We start from the raw sequence: 22,422 nt of genomic DNA, 5'->3' as shown, positions 1-22,422 counted from the left end.
ATGGCGGATAATTTCGATACCAAAGCCTATTTTGAGCATATTTATACGCGTCCCGTGATGTTGGAAACCAAGCAACTGATGCAAATTTTTCAGCATGGTGATTCAGGACGAACCGTGCTGAACCAAATTGATTTACGTATTCATAAACGTGAGTTTGTCTGTGTGATTGGTCCTTCGGGATGTGGAAAATCAACTTTAAGCCGTGTGGTTGCAGGTCTAGATGACTACCACAGTGGCGAGGTTCTGGTTGAAGGGCAAAAGATTAAAGGCCCAAGTTCAGAACGTGGCATGGTGTTTCAAGGCTATACCTTATTTCCATGGAAAACCGTTAAAGAAAATGTGATGTTTGGCCCTTTGATGAAAGGCATCAGTCAAACCCGTGCCGAAGAAATGGCACGTGAGTGGATTAATATTATTGGCTTAGAAAAATATGAAAATCAGTTTCCACACGAGCTTTCAGGTGGGATGAAACAACGTGTCGCCATTGCCCGTGCCTTAGTCAATGAACCTAAGATTTTACTCATGGATGAACCTTTTGGTGCACTCGATCCCTACACCCGACAAAAAATGCAAAAGCATCTCATGGACTTGTGGCAAAACATTGATATCACCATTTTATTTGTCACGCATGACATGGATGAAGCCATTTTATTGGCAGATCGTATTGTGGCCTTAAAAGCCAATCCGGGCGAGATCAAAGAGATTATCGAGGTCAATCTACCACGCCCACGAAGCATGGAACTGATGCATTCGCCTGAATTTAAACAATTACGGGAACGGGTTGATCTGTTGGTACATCACCAAGAGGAACAACTCGACCCTGCACTACAAGATTTACCTAAAATTCCACGTATGACCCAAATGAGTACACATAAATAAAATAGCGTTTGGGACGACCCAATCTGCTTCATTTATTGCTGGACGACCAGCCAATGGTGGATCTCATGAACCATGATTATGTGTTGCCCTTGATAGATATTTCCCCCCTCAACAGTGAGCGTTTAGAAGATCGCAAACAGGTGGTCAAGCAACTAGATCAAGCCTGTAAGGAGGTTGGCTTCTTATACATTCAAGGAGAACAATTTCAGCCCGAACTGTTCGATCAGTTAAAACAAACCGCACAGCACTATTTTAGCCAAGACCAAGCCACTAAAATGCAGCATTATATTGGTCTTTCTCAAAATCATAGTGGTTATGTGCCAATCGGTGAAGAACAGTTTAAAGCCAATGTCTATGATCTAAAAGAATCCTATGACATCAATTATGACTATCTCGGTGAGCAGCATCGTCGCCCTTTAATCGGACCAACACTATGGCCTGAAGATGCCCACTTTAAACACACCGTCTTAAATTATTATCAACATATCAAAGCCATCGGTAATCAGCTATTTAAAGCTTTTGCTTTGGCACTTGAGCTGAATGAAGACTTTTTTGAACCGCATTTAAAGCATGCGCCGAGCCAATTAAGACTGATTCATTATCCTTACAATCCTGAGGCACAAGATCAATCAGGCATTGGTGCACATACCGACTATGAATGTTTTACCCTGTTATTTCCAACGGCGGAAGGTTTACAGGTACTGAATAAACAAGGTGAATGGATCGATATTCCCTTAATTGAAAACACCATGGTAATGAATATTGGCGATATGATGGAGATCTTATCTAATGGTCGTTATCTGGCAACCAAACATCGTGTTCGACGGGTGCAGCAAGAACGTTACTCTTTTCCGCTGTTCTTCTCCTGTGATTATGACTATCTGATTCAGCCACTGATTCCCAATGAAGCACCGTTATACCCGCCTATGAAAGGCGGTGAGCATCTATTCAATCAGACCGCTCAAACTTTTATGTACCTCAAGCAACGCATTCAATCAGGCGAGCTGGTACTTGAAAATGCCCGTCCGCTGTACTCCTTTGGTTTAAATGAACAAGGAGCAGGTGAATGAATCTAATCAACTTACTCGCGCAACTTGAGCCAACGCCAATTGATGATCACTTGCCCTTACCCCGCTATTTACTGGGATGTTTTAGACGTAAAAGTATCAGTTTCTTCAATGGCATGACGGACGAAAAGACCATTGTGTATTGGTTTCAGTCCAAATCTTTCAGCATTGACCTCCGACTGATCGATGCCAATCAAACTGCAGTACATGAGCGACAAGGATGGATCGGCGATACCTTATGGGATTCAGAGCGTGAATTACTCTCTTGGCAGGTTCATCAAAACTATCAGAATCATATTCAATGGCCTGAACCAGCGAAACTCTACCCGATCGGCAACAGTATTTTAGAGTTTTCACCTTCCCATGCCTATGTAGAGGATTGGCGGCAACAGGCTCAGCAAGGTTTATTGCTTGGTTTACGTCTATTTCAAATGCAACATGTGGCAACACAACAGATGATAGCTATGGATGGTGGCTTGATGATCAGCGATCAGCACATGGCTTATGCTCAATCACGCCTTCCTCAACAACAAAAGCAACTGAAGAATAGCCCGATTGATCATCCTGAAAATGATCCTAAAGTGATCGAAAGCTATGAAGTCTCGGTTGCTTTAAATGGTTCTTCTATTGGTTTTAGTACAATCAGTAGTCGTTTACAGCAATCAATTTCACTCGATGATTTTGAAATAGAAGATTCCAATACCCTGACCCAACTGAAACAGATTGAAGGTGAACTGTATCGACTTTATTTTCACTTAGATATCTATCAACCTGATTTTGTATTTAATACCACAAGCGCAACCACTACAGATACACAACAATGGCTGGCTGCTGAGCAAAAGCATTTATTAAAAAATGCCACGCGAACTTACTAAAACTGTTTGTATCTGATTGACTCTAAAAAGGACAATCAATTCTTTAAAAAGATTGTCCTTAAAATTTTAAAATCCAGAAATAAAAAAATCGTTCTATGAGAACGATTTTTTTTATAAATTAGCTATTTCAACTCATCCACCAAAGCTGGATAAATCAAGCCATCCACATCCACTGCAGTTTTATAAATGCCATTACTGACATTGAATTGATTGACATGATAGGTTGAACCATAAATCGAATCAAAGCCTGTTCCCTTCTGAAACACTTTCTTATTCGCTGCGATATCCAGTAAATGCGTTCCCTCAATAAATTGCTCATATTGTTGAGGATCGACACCGACACGGTTGGCCATAATTTTTACCGCATCTGCATGGGTTGCAGGATCTTGGATATACTTCACCGTTTTATCCCACACTTGGATCAGCTTTTTCCAGTCCTCTTGATGCGCCGATAAATGAGCTGGATTCACCGCAAGCGTATCGTAGATCAAACCTGGCTTATCTTTGGAACTATAAATAATCTTGGAACCCGCCACTGCTTTTAATGCTTGATTGGCAACGGGTTGCCATACTGCAATCGCAGCAATATCCTGACTGCCAAACACTTGAGGAAGTTCATTGGTTACTGAATTGACCAGTTTAATATCTGAGAATGGAATCTTGGCATCAGTCAAAGCCGTCGATAATAACAGGTGATCGACCAAACCCTTTTCTGTTGCTATGGATTTGCCTTTTAAATCCTGAATGCTGTTGATGCCATTCTTGGCAATAATCACATCATTACCCGCAGAATAATCGGTCACCATAATGATCATGCCCTTGCTTCCACCCGAGGCATTGACTAAATTATCGCCATTGGTAATAAACACCGCATCGAGTTGATTGGCAGCAAAAGCAGAAATTGAGGCTGAATAATCAAACCATTTAAATTCAACATTTAAGCCTGCATCTTTGAGCCAACCTTTTTCAATCGCCACTTGCCAAGCCACCCAACCCGGCCAATCACTATACCCAATTGTAATAGGTGTGGTTGTCGTTAGCTCTTTGGCCTCGGTTGCTTTTTCCGCCGTTGGCACTTTGGCCGAATTATCACACGCGCTAAGGCTCAGTCCCAACAGCACTGAAACAGATAACGTTGCTATTGCTTGCTTCATAATCACCCCATATCTTTTTTGAAAATTTTGCCCAGAGCACATCTAAATCACGTGTTGAGCGACACTACCGATGCCGCTGCGTCCTATTCGTTTTGCTGTAAGGGTGGCATCACGGCATCCATGAGTTCCAGATGCCCTTTAATCACCCCTTTTAAAGCAGTAAATTGCTGACTAATTTGTTTAAGATCATTACTGCCGCCTTGTAACAGCATGACTTCCAATATTTTTTGTTGATCCAATTGAATATGTAATGAACTGATCACCTGTTCTAAAAATTTTTGTTGTAAGTCTAAGAGTTGCATACGCAACGGCATACAACTGGCGTCATACAACAAGGTCAGTGTGCCGACCATGACTGCATTTTGCTGTGCCTGTTCAGCAATGAGATGCTTGTTAATCATGTCGACAATGGCCTGAGAGCGACTTTCATAATGCTCTTCGACAATGGTTTGATCTAAGGCCTCAACCGTTTTTTCAGGGACGGTAATACTGATTCGAGTCAGTTTAGGACGCGCATTCATAATAATCAGACTATTGTTTAGAAACTTGGTTTTGCTTTACATACAGACCTGCTCGGACCGTAAGTAAATTGGCAAAACAGCGCGCTGCAACTTTGAAATACTGAATCAGGATTGATTGCTTTTTCATAACCACCTCAGTCTTAGTAATACCAAATTTATAATTCGTAATATTTAATGCAGTATCTATGCCAATTTTTTAGCCAAATAAAGTAGAAAAACCGTGTGAATTGCTGAATAAATGCACAAAAAAAAGCCCGATGTTTCATCATAGGGCCTTTTCTGCATCATGGATTTTGATTGCTATACAGCAGGTGCAAGCGTAAACAATGCCTGTCCTGTTTTTACCGTTTGCGCTTTATCAATCAAGATACTATCGACTTTCATTTTTGCAGGCGCAAGGATTGGAATTTCAATTTTCATTGCTTCAATCACCGCCAAGGTTTCACCTTCTTCGATAATATCGCCTACGGTACATTCAATTTTCCAGACCGAACCCGGCATATGTGACTCCACGATCATGCCACCATTCTGAACTATGATTTCTGAATCATCCAGTACTGCATCCATACTTTCAGAAACATATTCAGCCAAGCCTGCTTCATGCCAGCGACGGCGTTCCGCTTCAAAATTACTTTGTTGAATCTGTTTAAAAGCCTGAATACTGCTTTGATTGTCTTTTAGAAAAGCATTGTAGTCTTTGAGATTCAGCACCCCTTCTTCGATCCGCAGTTGCAAACGCCCTGCTTTAAAGTCTTCCCGCATTTCCAACAGCTCAGATTCGGACACTTCATAGAAACGGATTTGGTCAAAGAATCTGAGCAACCACGGTTTGTGCGCTTCAAAATTCGGATTTTGACGATAACGGCTCCACACCTGTGTGGTACGTCCTACAAACTGATAGCCACCCGGCCCTTCCATGCCATAAACACACATATAAGCCCCACCAATTCCGACGGCGTTTTCAGGTGTCCATGTTCGAGCAGGATTATATTTAGTGGTAACTAAACGGTGTCTCGGGTCTAGCGGTGTCGCAACAGGTGCACCCAGATAAACATCTCCCAAGCCCATTACCAAATACGCCGTGTCATAGACCACATCTTTAACGGCTTGCTTTGATGCAAGACCATTAATACGGCGAATGAACTCAATATTATCTGGACACCATGGTGCATCTGGACGAACCAATTGCGTATATTTTTCGGTGGCAAGTTGGGTTTGCGAATCTTCCCAAGCCAGTGGTAAATACACAGTTCTAGACGGTACCTGCATATTTTCAATATCGGGTAATTCACTTTCAGCCACTTGTAATAAGCGCAGTAAATCCAGTTGCTCTAGAACCATTGAATCATAATGAATCTGCAATGAACGAATGCCTGGGGTCAAATCAATGATGCCCTGAATATTTTGTTGTTGTACCCATTGCATTAAGGCATGAATACGAAAACGTAAATTGAGATCTAAGACCAATTCACCATATTCTACTAACAGATATTGGTTACCTGCGGGGCGATAGCTCACTTTGGGTTTGTCGGCACCCTGATCCAAAGTCGCCAACACGGCATTTTTTAAAGTGACAGGCTCTGCTTTAAACATCGGTTCAAAATTAATCTGTGATGCCGTTTCATTCTGTAAGGCCGATTGATAACGCTGTTCTAACTGTTGCGCCTGTGCATAACTGACAGGGATAAATCTCACTTTATCACCTGCTTTGAGTTGACCTAATTTCCATAACTCTGAGTTGATCACCACCGCAGGGCAAACAAAGCCGCCTAAACTCGGGCCATCAGGCCCCAAGATAATTGGCATATCCCCAGTGAAATCAATGGCACCAATCGCATAAGCATTGTCATGAATATTCGATGGATGTAAACCTGCTTCGCCGCCATCAATCCGAGCCCATTCAGGTTTCGGGCCGATCAAACGAATACCGGTACGACTCGAGTTAAAGTGAATCTCCCAGTCTTGATCAAAAAACATGGCAACATCATTCGGCGTAAAGAAATCAGGTGCGCCATGCGGACCATACATGACCGCGATTTCCCATTCGGTTTTAAAACTTGGGATTTGTTCAGGTTTTAATGCAACTGTTTGCTCGGTTTTCGCCTCCGTGATTGGCAACATATCACCCATCAGTAAGTTACGCCCTGCATGACCACCAAATTGCCCTAAGGTAAAGGTCGCTAAACTGCCCAAATACGCAGGCAGATTAAATCCATGTTTAATCCCAATATAACTACGGCAACCCGTACTGATACGACCGCATTTTAACACCTGACCTTTACGCACATTAATGCTTGACCACATCGCGACTGGCTGACCATCCAGACTGACCTCCATCTCACCACCTGTGATGGCAATCTGACTATCACAATGAAACTTTAAAGTCGGTCCAAGCAAGGTACATTCTAGTCCCGAACTATTAAATTCATTGCCCAACAATTGATTGGCAACATTCAAGCTCAATGCATCCATCGCACCTGAAGGCGGAACACCCACATCCCAATACCCTAAGCGACCTGTTACATCCTGCACTGCAGTTTGAATCCCTGCCTGTAACACTTCTATTTTTTGGGTTTTCCATTCAAACTGATTCAAGAAACGGGTGGTTTGTGTGCCTTGCCCAAATACCTCACCCGCAATAATTTCCTGTAAGTATTCGAGATTGGTTTCAATCCCTGCAATCTCTGTATTACTTAGGCTATTTTGCATAGCAACGATGGCCTGCTCTCGATCCGTTGCCGTCACAATAATTTTTGCAATCATCGGGTCATAGAATGAGGAAACATTTGAGCCTGTTTCCACCCAAGTTTCCACCCGTGATTGAGGGTCAAATTTGACACTGGTCAATAAGCCTGCGCTGGGTTGAAAGTTCTTAATCGGATCTTCGGCATATAAACGCACTTGAATCGAATGACCTTTGGGCGGTGCAATCTGTTGCGGTGCTTGCCAATCCCCACTGGCCAAGGTCACCATCCATTCAACCAGATCAACGTCATACACCTGTTCCGTCACCCCATGTTCCACTTGCAAGCGTGTATTCACTTCTAAAAAGTAGAACTGTTGTGTATCGGTATCCATCACAAATTCAACCGTACCTGCAGAACGATACTGCACCGACTGCATCAATTGAATAGCAACCTGTTGAATATACGTGCGTTGCGTATCATTCAAATGTGGTGCGGGTGTTTCCTCAATCACTTTTTGATTACGGCGTTGTACCGAACAATCGCGCTCACCAAGTGCAATGACATGGCCTTGACCATCGCCAAAAATTTGTACCTCAATGTGACGGGCATTTTCGACAAACTTTTCCAGATACAGTCCTGCATCTTTAAAGTTCGCTTGCGCCAGATAGGAAACAGTTTGATAGGCTTCTTTTAATTCCTGTTCATTCCAGACCAGACGCATGCCAATACCGCCACCGCCTGCGGTGCTTTTCAGCATCACGGGATAGCCAATCTGATCGGCCTGAAGCAATGCATCATCCAAGTCGATAAGCAACTGACTACCCGGTAGCAAGGGTACATGGTTCTGAATCGCCAATGCTCGTGCGGTATGTTTTAGACCAAAATCGCGCATTTGCTGTGAGGTCGGACCAATAAAGGCTATACCGTGTTGCTCGCACAGATCACAAAATGCGGCATTTTCTGATAAAAAACCATAACCCGGATGAATCGCTTCCGCCCCAGTGTGCTGTGCTGCGGCAAGGATTTTTTCAATATTTAAATAGCTTTGTTGTGCAGCTGAATCGCCGATAAAAATCGCTTCGTCGGCTAAACTGACATGCAAGGAGTCCCTATCCGCTTCGGAATAGACCGCAACCGATTGAATCCCAAGTTTTTTTAAGCTACGAATGACACGACAGGCAATCGCCCCACGATTGGCAATCAGTACTTTTTTAAACATTATGCCACCTCACGCGTCACGTATAACAAGTTGGATTTTGGTCGGGTTATAGGCATTACAAGGATTATTCAATTGCGGACAATTTGAAATCAGAACGATCAGATCCATTTCGGCTTTGATCTCGACATATTTACCCGCTGCAGACACCCCATCTTCAAACTTTAAATGGCCTTCAGCGGTTACTGGTACATTCATAAAAAAGTTAATATTGGGACCAATATGACGCACATTGAGCTGATGCTTTTTGGCGATCGGATGTTGTGCCAAGGCATACATGAAATTATTGCGGCAACTGTGCATCGGATATTTATCATGCGCATAACGAACGGTATTGCTTTCACATGAACATGCGCCACCTAAGGTGTCATGTCTGCCGCAATTGTCATCGATAATAGTGGCAATTGGGCGGGCAAAATTACTAAATAAGATCGTGCCTTTTTCCAGATAAAGCTGCTGATTTTGCGCCAAGGTATCGGTTGCGCTATAACGTTCTTCAGCGTTGTTGGCACTGATAAATAAGGTATCAACAGCTTGGTTTCCTTCCAGATCAATAATGCGGAAATACTGACCTTGTTTTACCTCACCCATCCATGCTTCACCTGCAAGGCAAATCTGGTCTAAAACAATCTGTTCAATTTTTGCTGATGCTGTCATTTTCTCGCTCCCCACCTTAATTCGACAATGCGTAATAGCGTGTGTTATTGGCAAAACCACGCTGATTTTGAGCACATGAATCCCGACAAACATCCTGTTCAGTTAAGGCATTGGCTTTGAATAGACGAATTTGGATATCGGCGGGTTGATACTGTGTAGATAAATCGAGTGGATGTGGTGCCGCAGAAAGAAAAACCAGACAATCCATTTCAAAGCGCAGTTCAATCTTTTGCTGTTGATTGTCGTCTGTGACATAACTTAATCGACCATGATCGTCGGGCTGGACTTTTGAAAATAAATTTACTGTTGCGCTCAAATCGGCTTGGCCTAGACCAAATTTGGTCAATTCCACCAATAAACTATCTAGACCATTTTGATGCATGTCATTACGCGCATCCTGAAAGTTTTTTTTGCCAAAATTTTGTGCAATCTGCTGTGCGGTACTTGGACCGCAAAACACATCATTCCAGCCATGCTCATCTTGAATAATGGAGGCCATCACACGGCCAAGATCTGAGTACAAAACATGCCCTGTCGAGAGAAAAGCCGTATGCTGTGCTTTTAGACTATCGGGCATATTAAAACGCTCCAGCTTGTCATCAGCATTGACACAGAACAAAGACACATTGGCCTGCTGCCCCAGCGCTTCAAGCTGTAAAACTGCCCCTCGTTGAATGCGACCCGACCAATGATGCCCACCAGGCAATGTTTCTTGCCACAGTATTTTATTGTCGTGATAGAACGATTGATTCATAACAAACCCCTTGCGGATACTTAACCTCGTTATGGCAATATGCCTGACCTCCCGGGCTTTTATCCCTCCGTGTAGTTCTATCGAACCGTTATCTCTCGGACCAGTCATGTCTCCATGCGGATACATCGGAACCCTAGACAACTTTATCTATGTTGTTATGAAGCAAAAGACATGCCAATTTAGTAATACGATTTTGCATATTCGTAATACTCAAAAGGTCATTTTTAGCTTGTTCAGAGTGCATTTTAAAAAACAAAGCACCAATTTGATGCTGTGGGATCAGCATCACTTTTTTATTTTTAAATCGAATTGCAGCATGGTAGATAAGAAAAATGTATCAAGTTCATTTAGATAAAAGTAACGACCACTTTTTAGCTATATTTTTTATTTATCCTACATTTTTCACGACAAAGAAAACAATTCAAACCTTTGAATAATATAAGTTTAAAATAAAAATCCGCACCTCCTCATGCGTCACAGTTTGTCGCTCAAGAAACAGCATTGATGTATTTCACAACTTATTCATCACAAAATGAATTTAAAGAAGCATGGCAGGCATCGTGATATTTCACCTGCTTTCCCATGATTCTTTTTATGAATACGGTGTTTTTTTATCCGTGTTTCAAATAATGAAAACCAATAATTTTTTATAAGATGGTAATGATATGAAAATGAATAAGCTGTTGCTGCACATGTTAGCAACCCCCTTTTTAGTCTCCTCAATCTATACCCATGCCGCTTATCAAGATGAGCGCTATGGACTCACCGCATTGACCGCACAAGCCCAAAATGTTCAGTCCTGTACCCCTGGGATCAATGCAATCTCCCGACAAATTACGACGGGCAGTACCGATATTACTGGACCCTTAGCCTTTACCCGAAGCTATGAAACCGCGCTGCAATTAGGTTTTAATCCGAGCTACCGCTCAAATGATGCCAAAGTCCTCGATGAAGCATTTGCTGTGACTTATCTGGAAGTCAGAGCACTTTTTGGCGTGGGTTGGAGTCATAATTATGATTTCCGTTTAAATACCATTGGTACTCAGGCTTATACCTTAAATATGCCTGGTGGTGGCCTACCCATGACCTTTGCCAAACAAAGTGATGGCTCGATTAAAATGTCCAATCCGAGTCTGGTACCGATTACCACGGATACCGAGTACAAAATTACCGACAATAACCTCTCGGTCATTGTGAACATCAACGGTGTAGAAATTACTTTCCAAGCACTGTCAGGTTCAAGAGGACTGTTGCAGAATTTCCAAGCGACTCAGGTCAAATATCCTGGTGGCAAAGTCATCAATATGACCTATTCTCCAGTCTCTCGTTCTGGAGCCGTTGCAGGTTATTTGCTGACGGGCGTTACAGACAATCGCGGCAATAGCTTGAAAATAAGCCGAAATAATATGACAGGGTCTGATACCTCGCCATTGGGCTTACAACTGCAAGGCATGATTAGCAGTGTTGAATCTTCTCCAAATACACTGAATAAACAAATTGCCAATTATAGCTATGTAATTCAGCCTGTAGTCTGGAACAGTACGACAAAAAATCTGCCTAAATTAGTAAAAGTGGTATCAACAACTAATGGTACTGAAGACTATACCTATACAGACTATACCCATAATGGCTTATTTAAAGACAGAGCCAAAACAGATGTTGGGGTCATTCTGCCGATCTTAAGTAAATACGCCAAATCTGGACAGGCCTTATTTAACTGGGAGACAACGGCTGATAGCATCGCCAGCTATAGCGATAAAGCTTTAGATTACGCCTCATTGCGTTTTAATGAAAATGTAGATGGTGGTACGCTGACACTTTCGGGCCCACACCCTTCCACCGCTTCGGTTGCAACTGAAGTCTTTAGTTTGGCCAATAGCACAGATGGTTCTAATCGCCTGTTCTATAATTCGACCAGTGGCTTTCCGTGCTTGAGTTATAACGGCAAACCGCTCAAGAATCTGGTTTTTTCCAAGAAAATTCGCCGCCTCAGTGAGGTTGTAGATAAGAATGGTAATAAAACCACACTGGGTTTTGATGTCAATAATCGCCTGACCTCTCTCGCCGAAGCTGTGGGCTCAACCACCCCCCGTACCACAACCGCAAGTTACAGTACGGCATTTGATATTCCGTCAAGCATTCAACGCGGCAATCAGACTCAAACCAACAGCATTAACACAGTTGGGCAGATTACCCAATCTGTTCTAAGTTCATCTCAGGCTGGCAGCACCTCCAAAACCACAGATTATACCTATCTGAGCAATGGTCTGGTTTCGACTGTGGATGGGCCACGTACAGGCACGATTGATAAGGTGACTTTTGGCTACGATGCATACGGCAATAAGGCCTCAGAATCTCAGGTCGTAAACGGTACAACCCGTACCACCAGTTATGTCGGTTATAATGCGCTTGGTCAGCCTGAACGTATTGTTTACCCAACCGGCTTAGTCGATAAGTTTGTCTATAATGCGGATGGTACTGTTGCCAGCAAAACCACAGGCACAGGAACTGCGACGACGACCATCACAGGTAAAACCACCAGCTATACCTATGATACGTTAAAGCGCTTAAGTACGGAAACCAATCCCGATGGCGAAAAAACCTCCTATGCTTATGATGTAGCTGGACGCCTCATTAAAACGACCTTAGCAGATGGCAGTTTGCTCAATAAGAGCTATCACGGCAATGGGATCGTTGCTTTAGAAAAACTGACCGATAGTACCGGTGCAACGATCTTTAATCAAAGTTCCACAGCATTGGACGCCAATTTCCGTCCCCTTAAAACCGTCAGTGGTACAGATGCCGCTAAAAACTGGGTCACGAACAGCTATGACCTCAATGGGAATCTCACCCAAACGGCTTCTGCCTTGGGAATTACCGAAAAATGGTCTTATGATGTTTTAAATCGTGTCCTGACCCATACCGATGGCCTTGGCAATATTGATAAAAAGACCTATGACCTACAGGACAATACACTCACAGCACTTGATGCCTTAAATGCAGGAACCAATCCCTATGCTTATCGCAATGGTAAAGTCTTAACCAAAGAGATCAATACCGATTATGGCACCAAGAGCTATAGCTACAATGAAGCAGATCTACTGACTCAGTCGGTATACGGAACACGTAAATGTGACAATCTGAATATCGATGCTTTGGCACGTGTTGGGCAAACAGCTTGTACGCATTCGACCACAACAACACCTGCCAACCTGTTGAGCAATCTGAACTTTGCTTATGACCAGACCCGTTTTGGTCGCTTGGATAAAGTCAGCTCTAATGATACGGCTTATGGCGTAGATACCAGTTATGGCTATGATATTTATGACCGTATCATCAGTAAATCTCAAACCAACAAGACCATCACCACGTGGACAGGAACCAAACCAAGCTTAGCTGTCGCTTATGCCTATACTGTTGGTGATAAATTAAGTAGTTTGACCTTACCCTCTGGGCGTAAGTTGGCGTATAGCTATGATGCGACCAAGAAGAACTTACTCACCAATATCACATTAGATGGCGCTGCGCTGATTCGTGCAATCACGTACGATGCAGGCGGTCAAATGACAGGTTGGAACTGGGGTGCTGGGGCCGCAAGTTATACTTGGAGCTATGATGCGGTCAAGAATGGTGCTGTTCAGTCCATTAGCAATAAAAATAATGCGGGTGCTGTCAACTACAGCTTGGCATATGCTTTTGATAACGATGGTCGTGTTAACAAGCTCACTCGTAATAATGGTTTGGTTGATAGCTTTAGTTATAGTAATGCGGATCGCCTGCTTACTGAAACTCGTGTTAATGGCAGCACCAATGTTTTCGGGATTACCTATACTTATGACAAAAATGGTAACCGTTTAAGTCTTGCCGCGACAGGGACACATCAGCAACCTCAGGCGAGTGTAGCCTATACATATACAGGCAATAAGTTAGCGACTATTGCAGGTGCAGCAGTTACACATACTGCCAATGCCGAATTGATCTATGGTGGATTTACTCCAACCTATGACAATGCAGGTAATCGCCGTGAGGATAAAACCACAGGCGGCGCAGCAACAGCTCCTCAGTACTATATGACTTATAACCACAAAAATGAGCGGACTGTTCGTGGTGATCAAGCCAATGGTTCAGCATGGAAAGCCAATGCTGTTCAGTATGTTTATGATGAAAATAGTCATTTGATTGGTGAATATAGCGCTGATGGTGTGCCACTGGTTGAATATGTCTGGATGGGTGATAAACCTGTCGCTGCAATTTATGGCTCTGGTGCAACCAGCAAAACATACTGGATCGTCACTGATGCGCAAAATACGCCACGCCGTTTGATTAATGCAGCGGATGCTTCAACAACTGTATGGGCTTGGGACAGTACTGCTTTTGGCGTAGGTGTTCCAAGTGTTCAGACGGTGAAGTTTAACCTTCGTTTCCCTGGTCAGTATTATGATGAGCTAACCAAGCAGCACTACAATCATAATCGCTACTACAATCCTGCTTTGGGGCGTTATGTTGAACCTGACCCGATCGGGCTCGAAGGTGGATTGAATCCTTATATCTATGCGGATGGGAATCCAGTGGATGCTATCGATCCAAGCGGTTTATATGCCTATGTAAATTCAAAAGGTGAATGGGTCGAAAATGGTCAGAACTTTTACTCTGCTTCTGGAGGGGATTTTACTGATAGAATAGCTTATAATTTTGCAGATGATGTTATAACATTAGCGCCATTGCCTAAATTAGGTTTTACAACGAAAATAGATGAATTATTTAAGTTGGCCGATTTATCCGTTGATATAGCAAGAGTTAATAAAAATACATTAAGTCAACTATATGTACTAGAAAAAAATATGCCTAAAATTCTACCAGAAAGTGGATTAACATTCCAAGATGCAGGCAAAAACATCATAAAATGGGGATCTAGACCAAACGATGCACTATTAAGATCAATGTTTATGACACCTTACGAGGCCAAATCTATTTTAAAACAGATACCTGAAAATGATATAAAAACAATGAGAGACTTTTATATTAGAATTGCTAACCTAACCCCTAAGGATAAAGTTTTAGTTACACCAACCCCATTAACAAGAGCTGCATTAATGAACAATATTTTAAAATTAGCAGGAAAATAAATGATCATGGAAAAACATATATTCTCGTACAAAAATGATAGTAAAGAAATTGTTACTTTGGTAATAGAACCTTGGCTGTTAACTTATGAAGTCACACCATTATCAATCATTGTATTCACTTATACAAGCAATGAAAAAACAATTGAGATTACAGGAGCTGACAAAAATTCAATAAATATTTACTTTGATTTCGAACAGATAAAAGTTGTTTTGAATGATCAGGATATTACTTCGCTATACCCTCTCAACAGGCTAAATGAGTAAACATGCTATAATAAATTCCCATTAAAATAGCCACATTCATTATAACTAGACTGAGACTGTATAAGCCAATGTTTTCTACTACAGGAATCATTGGCTTTTTTACGGTACAATTAACAAATACATAAATAACAGGTGTTAAAATGCAGAAATGTATTACAGAAATGATAAGTATGGGAAAGTTCCCAAGTGAAAAAGAGATTTTAAATGACAAGAATAGTTATGAATATGTATCTAAATTTCAAGAATTAATTGAGAAAATTCAATAACCTTCAACTATTAAAGAAGCTATTTCTTTAGCAAATTTATTTGGAAATGATAGTTTTTTCGGATTAGCTAATGAATTAGTTCGTTTAATTGAAACTGCACCAGAGCGGCCCATTTCTGAGGTATTTTATAACAACCAAAACCCTTGGATTTTATCTTTAGTTAATAGAGAAAAAACTATGAGAAAAAGATAAAAGACTAAATTATGCTAACTAAAATTCAGCCAACTAGTTATCTATTGTTCCATATAAAATACTGCTATGTTAAATTTAAAAACCACTATTAAGCAAAATTATTTTTTAATTTAAAAAATTATTATATTAATAGGATTAATCTTCATTTTTAAACTATCATTTGATTGGTGAATATAGCGCTGATGGTGTGCCACTGGTTGAATATGTCTGGATGGGTGATAAACCTGTCGCTGCAATTTATGGCTCTGGTGCAACCAGCAAAACATACTGGATCGTCACCGATGCGCAAAATACCCCGCGCCGTTTGATTGATGCTGCGGACGCCTCAACAACTGTATGGGCTTGGGACAGTACTGCTTTTGGTGTAGGTGTTCCAAGTGTTCAGACCGTGAAGTTTAACCTTCGCTTCCCTGGTCAGTATTATGATGAGCTAACTAAGCAGCACTACAATCATAATCGTTACTACAACCCTGCTTTGGGGCGTTATGTAGAACCTGACCCAATCGGGCTTGAAGGTGGGTTGAATCCTTATATCTATGCGAATGGGAATCCTATTAATAGTGTTGATCCAAATGGTTTAGACTGTATTGGTGGCAAATGTTCAAGCAGTTTTGAACAAACAATGTATGATTGGTGGCCTGGATATAAATTTGGCACTGGTTTATATAATTCATTTTACGAAGGATCATACCAAATGAGAGGTGCAGAGTTATTCGATGGCGGACTATCATTTCTTGGGGCGTTAGGACGCATAGGCTATGTGTTAGAAGTTAAAAATATAGGAAATGTAGTTAAAACAGCAGAAGAAGCTGTAGCTTTAAGAAATGCAATAAAATTAGAATACAGGGGTCCATTAGCTAAACCTTTGGGCAATTGGCATATATCATCATATGAACAGTTATCTAAAATCAAAACCTCTGAAGAAATTATTGAAGGATCTATGAGAACAAATAAATATTATACAAATATTATCATTGGTAATGGTTTTTTTGGTGAAGTTAGAAATACATATGACAATTTAAACAGACACCCAACAAACAAAGACCCAAATAAAAAATAGTCTTTTGTAATCCATATAGGAGGGTAATCCCTCCTATTCAAAATAAAGGTATATTTTATGAAAGCATCTAAATTTAATGAAGAAATCTTTATATTAAACATCCCTCCCAATATGTATGGTAAAAATACATATTACAAATTAAAAGGGGAAAAAATAGAAAAATGTAAATTTGATGAAGTGAAGGAAAAAAAAGAGAAACTTTTAGGATTTTACTTCACATTTTACACTTGGTCACTTCAAAAAAAAGAAGCGGCCCTATTCATCTATAACAATATTTTTATATTATTTTATCAAAAAGAGTATATAAAAATCACACCAAACAATATAAAAATAAACAGCTTGCTTAATTTTAAAAAAATATCAATTAATCTACCATTATCGCAGACCATAGTAATAAAAATTTTCACCCCTCCTTTTAGGTATTTAAATAATGATGGTAGTTTTCCGGAAATGGTAGAGCCTTTTTCAGCTACACTAGAAAGCATTTTAAACAACTATACTCAAAAAATAAGGATTTTTGAAAATTTAGCTAAAGAAATTTAAATATACTAATCTTTAAATTGAAAAATTTAGTATGATAGCAAAAATTAATCTCCTTGAATTTACATTAACCTCCCCTTTCCTAATTAAATTTTCAGCGTTAAAGATTTGAATATGTTAAAGAATTCAATACGAAGTGGAGATTTGACTATGATACTTACCACACACCGAAAGGAGGCCCATTCTCGATTGCGAATCCTAGATGGGAAAATGATATTATAAGTAACACACAACGAGGTGTAGTAACCAACCAATCTTGGGCATATATTTTAAGAAATGGAAATACAGCCCTAAAAATGATAAAATAACAACGTAAAAGAGATTAAAACCATGGCGGGTCATCATTTTATAAAGATTACATGTTTAATGTTTTTTTATTGGCTAATCCAACTCACCCGAAAACATTTGATTTCAAGAACTTTTCTCTAGAGATCCCTGAGGATATATACATCAAAGAAACCAACGAAGAAGATTTTACTATATACAACTTATATAACACAAAAAAAGAAAACATATTAAATCTCTATATAGGAAATTTCCCAAATAGAAATATCATAGAAAGATCTTCAGCTTTATCGGAAACACCTCTAACACAATATAAAAACATAAAAATACCATATTGGAACTGTATAGAAAATAAAGAAGAAATTTGCTCTGTACTAGAAATTACATTTGATGATATCGACTTCCCGAATAAAGTACAGTTTTTCTACGAAACCTCAAATAAAAATAAAGAAATTGTAAATAACATAATAAAAAGCTTCTCAAGCGAGAGAAAAATATTTATAAACAATGGTTTTAAATTTCAAGCAAAAAGCCAATCATCTGAAGTTTTCATAAACCCTTGTTTCTCAATCAACCTTTTAAATAACATGGAAATTATTGGAAGATCACCAAATACAGATATAAAAAATAATTTTATTATAAAAAACATTGAAACAAACCCAAACATCAACCCAATAGGTTTTATAACTTTTAAAGTTGACACAAAGGATAATACAGATGCTGGAATCACCACAAATCAATCAAAACATATTGATTTTTCACCTTTTTTCATTAAATTAAAAAATAAATTTAAAAGAATTTCCATTACAAGCCAAAACCCATCTATAGACCCAATATACTACAAAAATACCTTTCTAATACCATTTAATTACAAAAACAATGAATACTACTCGCTAATTAAAGCAGATATTCGTTATAGCACGGATGCTTTTGCATTGTTAACTTTATTAAATTCTATCAACTTCATAGAAAGTGAAAAATGCAAACTATAAACAAAAAATCAACACTCTGAGTATAACAACTCTAATAGTGGTGGTTAAATTCCTGCTTTACCAGGATTTATTCCTGCAATACCTTAAGATAATATCTGAGATGAGGGGTTTACCCCCTCATTTTAAGTTTTAGGAAAAAAATGAATCAAGAAGACTTATTTAAAAAATATTTCAACATTTTTTTGTTAAAAAATTCTGAAAAAATGCTAAAAAAAGCATTGAGAATTTCTTATCTTGACAAAAGTAATCATTTATTAATGCAAGCTTTTACTCTATGCGAATATAAAAACAACGAAATATATTTCATTAAAAAGAACATGGAAGATAGAATTAATATTTATTTTAATGAAATAATTAAATATTCCTACAGTATCAGCAAAACTACGGATTTATTCTCTAACGAACATATCACCGACTTAAGAAATAGATTTGATTTTATAAAAAACATCCCTGACAATTACTTAGAAATATTTCAAGAAAATCAAAAAGAAGTTTTCAAAAAATATTGGGATAATAATAAAAAAGGTGATGAAAAAATTAAAGAGATATTAAAAAGTAACGATACAAATGGAGAAATTTACGCAAAAATATTATTCTATTTTTTAGGAGATGAATTCAATTACAATAAAAAGAACAATGAAATTGTATTAACAAAAAAAATAGAGAAAGACACACATTTATCAATCATCATTAATGCCAAACAAATCAACCAAGAAATAAAAAACTATAAAAGGCTGCCTCCTTCTCCAATATTTATAAATGGATTTCTATTGATAGAATCCCATAAATTCACATTAAATAGAATTGAACTCCCCAACATTAGCAGTATTATTTACTACAACAACAATTTCCTATCTGCCCTACAAGAAAACAACCCAGAAACAGCTTTAAAATGGTTATTTTTACAGTGCGACACCACTGCATTTTATATAAAAATGAGTTTTGAATTTTATCAAGAATGTTTTTTATCGTACATCAAAGAAAATAGTTAAAAAACATGGAGAAAAGATAAATGCTTAATTGGTTTAAAAAAATAATTTATGGTTTAGGCGAGATAAATGAAATTGAACGATTGATCTTAAACACTGTTAGGGAAAATTTGAGATCAGAGTCCACATTATTATGGGATGCTCAAATACATGAAATCAATAAAGTTTCCAGACTACCTGACGGTGTAGAAAGCATTTTCTACCATATAAATTTAAGAATAGGAAAGCCTGACTTTGATATAAGCATAAGATTTCCGAATAAGAAATCTAATTTACTTTTAGCAAAAGTATCACTACAATTTCGATCAGACAATATTGATGTTGAAGTTTGGTGTGAAGCTGGGTGAATATTACTTTTAAATTTCAAAGGCAGTTGAAACTATTGGCTTGAATATATAAATGAGATGTCTCCAGATGAATCGATCTTAATTCATTGTGATATTTTAGCTAACCTTATGGAACAACAATTCTGACATAAAGCGTTAAAAACGTGTAGCTAAGCTTTTATTTACATATAAATTACGTTTAATTCATATTTCAACGGTTGCGCTGAACAAGGTTATTCCTTTTTTATTCAGTTATATAACTCTCAGATGTGCAAGTCCAAAGCTAAAAATTAACGTACAAGCAAATAATCCACTTACAACCAGTGCCTGAGCAGCAGCTAAAGTTGTGTAAGACAACCCTGCTTTAGTGCATTACGTAGAATTGAAGGTGGGTTTATTCTTGATTTATAACAGATCTGATAAATCAGAACAATGGAACTAGCTTATAAAATGAATATCGAATTTTACTTATGCATAATTTTTATCATTAGTTTTACATCCTTAAATGCCTATGCAAAAAAAATAACATTTGAGAGTATTTCTCTTGAATTACCTGAAGACATTTATCTAAATAAAAAAATAGGCCCAGATTTTGAAGTCTATTATTTCTACAAAAACAATGAAAACATCCTCAATATGTATATAGGTAATTTCCCAAATAAAAGTATCTTAGAACAACCACTAACATACAAAAAATTTAACTTAGAAAAACAACCGAATATAGAAATACCCTACTGGGAATGTGATGAAAATAAAATTTGCTCACGCACAGAATTATCTATTTTAAATCAAGAAAACCCAGGATTTAAAATACAATTTTTTTATGCAATAGACAAAAAAAACTTAGAAATTGCAAACAACATCATAAAAAGTTTAGATGCACCTCCAATAAAAAACAAACCATCTACCATAACATCTAAACAGGATAATACTGAGTTACCACTACACCCTTGTTTTTATATTACCCTCCCAGAGAATACTGAAATAAACACCATCTTAAATATTAATGGAAATAATATTAGCGAACATACCATTAGAAACACAACAACTAGAAATATAAAAACAAGAAAAATTGGTTTTATAGAAATCGAAAATTCAAAAATAGAAAAAGAAGACAACATTTCAACAAGCATGAAAATTAATTTCCTGCCATTTTTCGAAAAAATTAAATCAAACTTTAAAAATTCAAATATCGTAACTTTAAACCTATCTGATCCCAAAAACCCCTACTATAAAAGCACTATAACCATACCTTTTAAATTCAAAGAAATTCAATACTACTCAATATTTACTTCAGAAATAAGGGCTGATGATGATGGACTTACTGTTTTACAAATCCTGAATAGCATAAAACCATCAGAAGATAAGGATTGTAAATTTGAACAGTGAATGTTTTCATTCTGTTTATAATAGGTACAGTCACTTGATTGATATATTAAAAGGTAAACAGTGAATAATTTTATGAAAAAAAACATCTTTATAATATCTAGTATTGTTCTAGCATCTTCTGCTGGTATCCAAGCTAAAACAATAAATATACATAATATATCATTAGTTACACCTGATGATATATTTTCCAAAAAAGATGTAGGACCAGATTTTGAATTGTACTACTTCTACAAAAACAATGACAATATTCTAAATATGTATATTGGCAATTTCCCCAATAAGAGCATACTGGAGAAGCCAATAAAATATCAAGAATTTAATTTAAACAACCAACCAAATGTAAAAATCCCTTATTGGTTTTGCAATAATCTCAAGACAGAGGTTTGTTTACGAGAGGAATTATTAATTTCAAATAGTGGACCTGCAACCACAATACAATTTTTCTACAAAATAAAAAAAGAACATATGGAAACTTCAAACAATATTATAAAAAGCTTAGCTGCCCCTAAGATAATAACCAAATTAGATACATTAGTATCAACTACTGATAATACAGAGTTCCCATTATATCCTTGTTTCAATATTACCATCCCAAAAAATCTTCAAATAAATGGATTAGTAAATACAGAAAACACTACTATAAGTAGCCATTTAATAAGGAATATACCATCAAAAATTGAAAAAACAGATAGAATTGGTTTTATAACAATAAAAAACACTACAACGCATCAGCAAGAAGAGCTTAAAAAAAATACATCTATTGATTTTCTTCCTTTTTTTGAAAATCTTAAAACTAAATTCCAGAAAATAAATATTAATACACTAAACTTATCAGACCAGGAGCACCCATACTACAAAAATATTATAACAATTCCTTTTAAATTTAATGAAAATCAATACTACTCGACAATCATTTCTGAAATAAGATCAGATGATGATGGATTAACCATCCTACAAATATTAAATAGTATAAAACCATCAAAAGATAAGGATTGTAAATTTGAACAGTGAATGTTTTCATTCTGTTTATAATAGGTATAGTCACTTGATTGGTGAGTATACTGCTGATGGTGTTCCATCGATCGATATGTATGGATGAGTGATAAACCTTTCCTTGCAATTTATGGCTCTAGTGTAACCAGCAAAACCTACTTGATTGTAATCGCTGCCCCCATGCCGTTTG

The 22,422-nt window shown here is 38.1% G+C and carries 16 protein-coding genes, 1 pseudogene and 1 riboswitch; of the genes and pseudogenes, 12 read left to right on the top strand and 5 right to left on the bottom strand.

Annotated elements, in window-relative coordinates:
- Genes V6E90_RS04845 through V6E90_RS04835 form a run of 3 tightly spaced genes read left to right on the top strand, consistent with a single transcriptional unit; the run spans position 1 to position 2,821 of the window.
- Positions 1-879 carry an ABC transporter ATP-binding protein gene (locus V6E90_RS04845; protein WP_332604670.1) on the top strand — a complete coding sequence of 293 codons (879 nt, stop codon included), beginning with the start codon at positions 1-3 and terminating at the stop codon, positions 877-879.
- 53 nt (positions 880-932) lie between these two features.
- A complete protein-coding gene (locus V6E90_RS04840) occupies positions 933-1,949 on the top strand; it encodes an isopenicillin N synthase family dioxygenase (RefSeq protein ID WP_332604669.1) in 1,017 nt (338 codons plus the stop codon).
- Positions 1,946-2,821 (top strand): hypothetical protein, encoded by an 876-nt coding sequence (locus tag V6E90_RS04835; RefSeq protein ID WP_332604668.1) that lies wholly within the window; start codon positions 1,946-1,948, stop codon positions 2,819-2,821. The genes V6E90_RS04840 and V6E90_RS04835 overlap by 4 nt, the downstream gene beginning before the upstream one ends.
- Before the next feature lie 122 nt (positions 2,822-2,943).
- On the opposite strand, the gene V6E90_RS04830 is transcribed toward V6E90_RS04835, so the two are convergent.
- From V6E90_RS04830 to V6E90_RS04810, 5 genes are all read right to left on the bottom strand, one after another.
- A complete protein-coding gene (locus V6E90_RS04830; protein ID WP_442881249.1) occupies positions 2,944-3,975 on the bottom strand; it encodes an ABC transporter substrate-binding protein in 1,032 nt (343 codons plus the stop codon).
- A gap of 83 nt (positions 3,976-4,058) precedes the next feature.
- Positions 4,059-4,496, bottom strand: a complete 438-nt coding sequence (locus V6E90_RS04825; RefSeq protein WP_004654007.1) for a CopG family ribbon-helix-helix protein — start codon at positions 4,494-4,496, stop codon at positions 4,059-4,061.
- A 300-nt stretch (positions 4,497-4,796) separates the two neighbouring features.
- The gene (gene uca / locus V6E90_RS04820; protein WP_332604667.1) at positions 4,797-8,402 is read right to left on the bottom strand and encodes an urea carboxylase; all 3,606 of its coding nucleotides are present in this window, start codon (positions 8,400-8,402) and stop codon (positions 4,797-4,799) included.
- A 9-nt stretch (positions 8,403-8,411) separates the two neighbouring features.
- On the bottom strand, positions 8,412-9,056 hold the full coding sequence (locus V6E90_RS04815; RefSeq protein ID WP_016539793.1) for an urea amidolyase associated protein UAAP2: 645 nt from the start codon (positions 9,054-9,056) through the stop codon (positions 8,412-8,414).
- A 16-nt stretch (positions 9,057-9,072) separates the two neighbouring features.
- Complete coding sequence (locus tag V6E90_RS04810; protein WP_332604666.1) at positions 9,073-9,810, bottom strand: urea amidolyase associated protein UAAP1; 738 nt, start codon at positions 9,808-9,810, stop codon at positions 9,073-9,075.
- Between the two features lie 46 nt (positions 9,811-9,856).
- Positions 9,857-9,958, bottom strand: a riboswitch (guanidine-I (ykkC/yxkD leader).
- A gap of 517 nt (positions 9,959-10,475) precedes the next feature.
- Between V6E90_RS04810 and V6E90_RS04805 the strand changes: the two genes are divergently transcribed.
- From V6E90_RS04805 to V6E90_RS04765, 9 genes and pseudogenes are all read left to right on the top strand, one after another.
- Positions 10,476-14,936: an RHS repeat domain-containing protein gene (locus tag V6E90_RS04805; RefSeq protein ID WP_332604665.1), complete on the top strand. Its 4,461-nt coding sequence runs from the start codon at positions 10,476-10,478 to the stop codon at positions 14,934-14,936.
- Between the two features lie 6 nt (positions 14,937-14,942).
- Positions 14,943-15,200 carry a hypothetical protein gene (locus V6E90_RS04800; protein ID WP_155762610.1) on the top strand — a complete coding sequence of 86 codons (258 nt, stop codon included), beginning with the start codon at positions 14,943-14,945 and terminating at the stop codon, positions 15,198-15,200.
- Positions 15,201-15,815: 615 nt separating this feature from the next.
- Positions 15,816-16,238, top strand: a pseudogene (locus tag V6E90_RS04795) (RHS repeat-associated core domain-containing protein); the annotation flags it as partial.
- A 537-nt stretch (positions 16,239-16,775) separates the two neighbouring features.
- Positions 16,776-17,261 carry a hypothetical protein gene (locus V6E90_RS04790; protein ID WP_023269512.1) on the top strand — a complete coding sequence of 162 codons (486 nt, stop codon included), beginning with the start codon at positions 16,776-16,778 and terminating at the stop codon, positions 17,259-17,261.
- 374 nt (positions 17,262-17,635) lie between these two features.
- Entirely contained in the window at positions 17,636-18,535 is a 900-nt protein-coding gene (locus V6E90_RS04785) for a hypothetical protein (protein ID WP_332604664.1), read from the top strand.
- A gap of 140 nt (positions 18,536-18,675) precedes the next feature.
- A complete protein-coding gene (locus V6E90_RS04780) occupies positions 18,676-19,527 on the top strand; it encodes a hypothetical protein (protein WP_332604663.1) in 852 nt (283 codons plus the stop codon).
- Between the two features lie 20 nt (positions 19,528-19,547).
- Positions 19,548-19,871 (top strand): hypothetical protein, encoded by a 324-nt coding sequence (locus V6E90_RS04775; RefSeq protein ID WP_016660594.1) that lies wholly within the window; start codon positions 19,548-19,550, stop codon positions 19,869-19,871.
- A gap of 429 nt (positions 19,872-20,300) precedes the next feature.
- Positions 20,301-21,239, top strand: coding sequence for a hypothetical protein (locus V6E90_RS04770; protein ID WP_332604662.1), 939 nt, complete (start codon positions 20,301-20,303; stop codon positions 21,237-21,239).
- 72 nt (positions 21,240-21,311) lie between these two features.
- Positions 21,312-22,250, top strand: a complete 939-nt coding sequence (locus V6E90_RS04765; protein ID WP_332604661.1) for a hypothetical protein — start codon at positions 21,312-21,314, stop codon at positions 22,248-22,250.
- Positions 22,251-22,422 lie beyond the last annotated feature (172 nt).

This window comes from Acinetobacter sp. ESBL14, from assembly GCF_036668815.1.
GTDB lineage: Bacteria > Pseudomonadota > Gammaproteobacteria > Pseudomonadales > Moraxellaceae > Acinetobacter > Acinetobacter gyllenbergii.
Note: the sequence above shows the minus strand (reverse complement) of the source record. Positions and strands in the feature narration are given on the sequence as shown.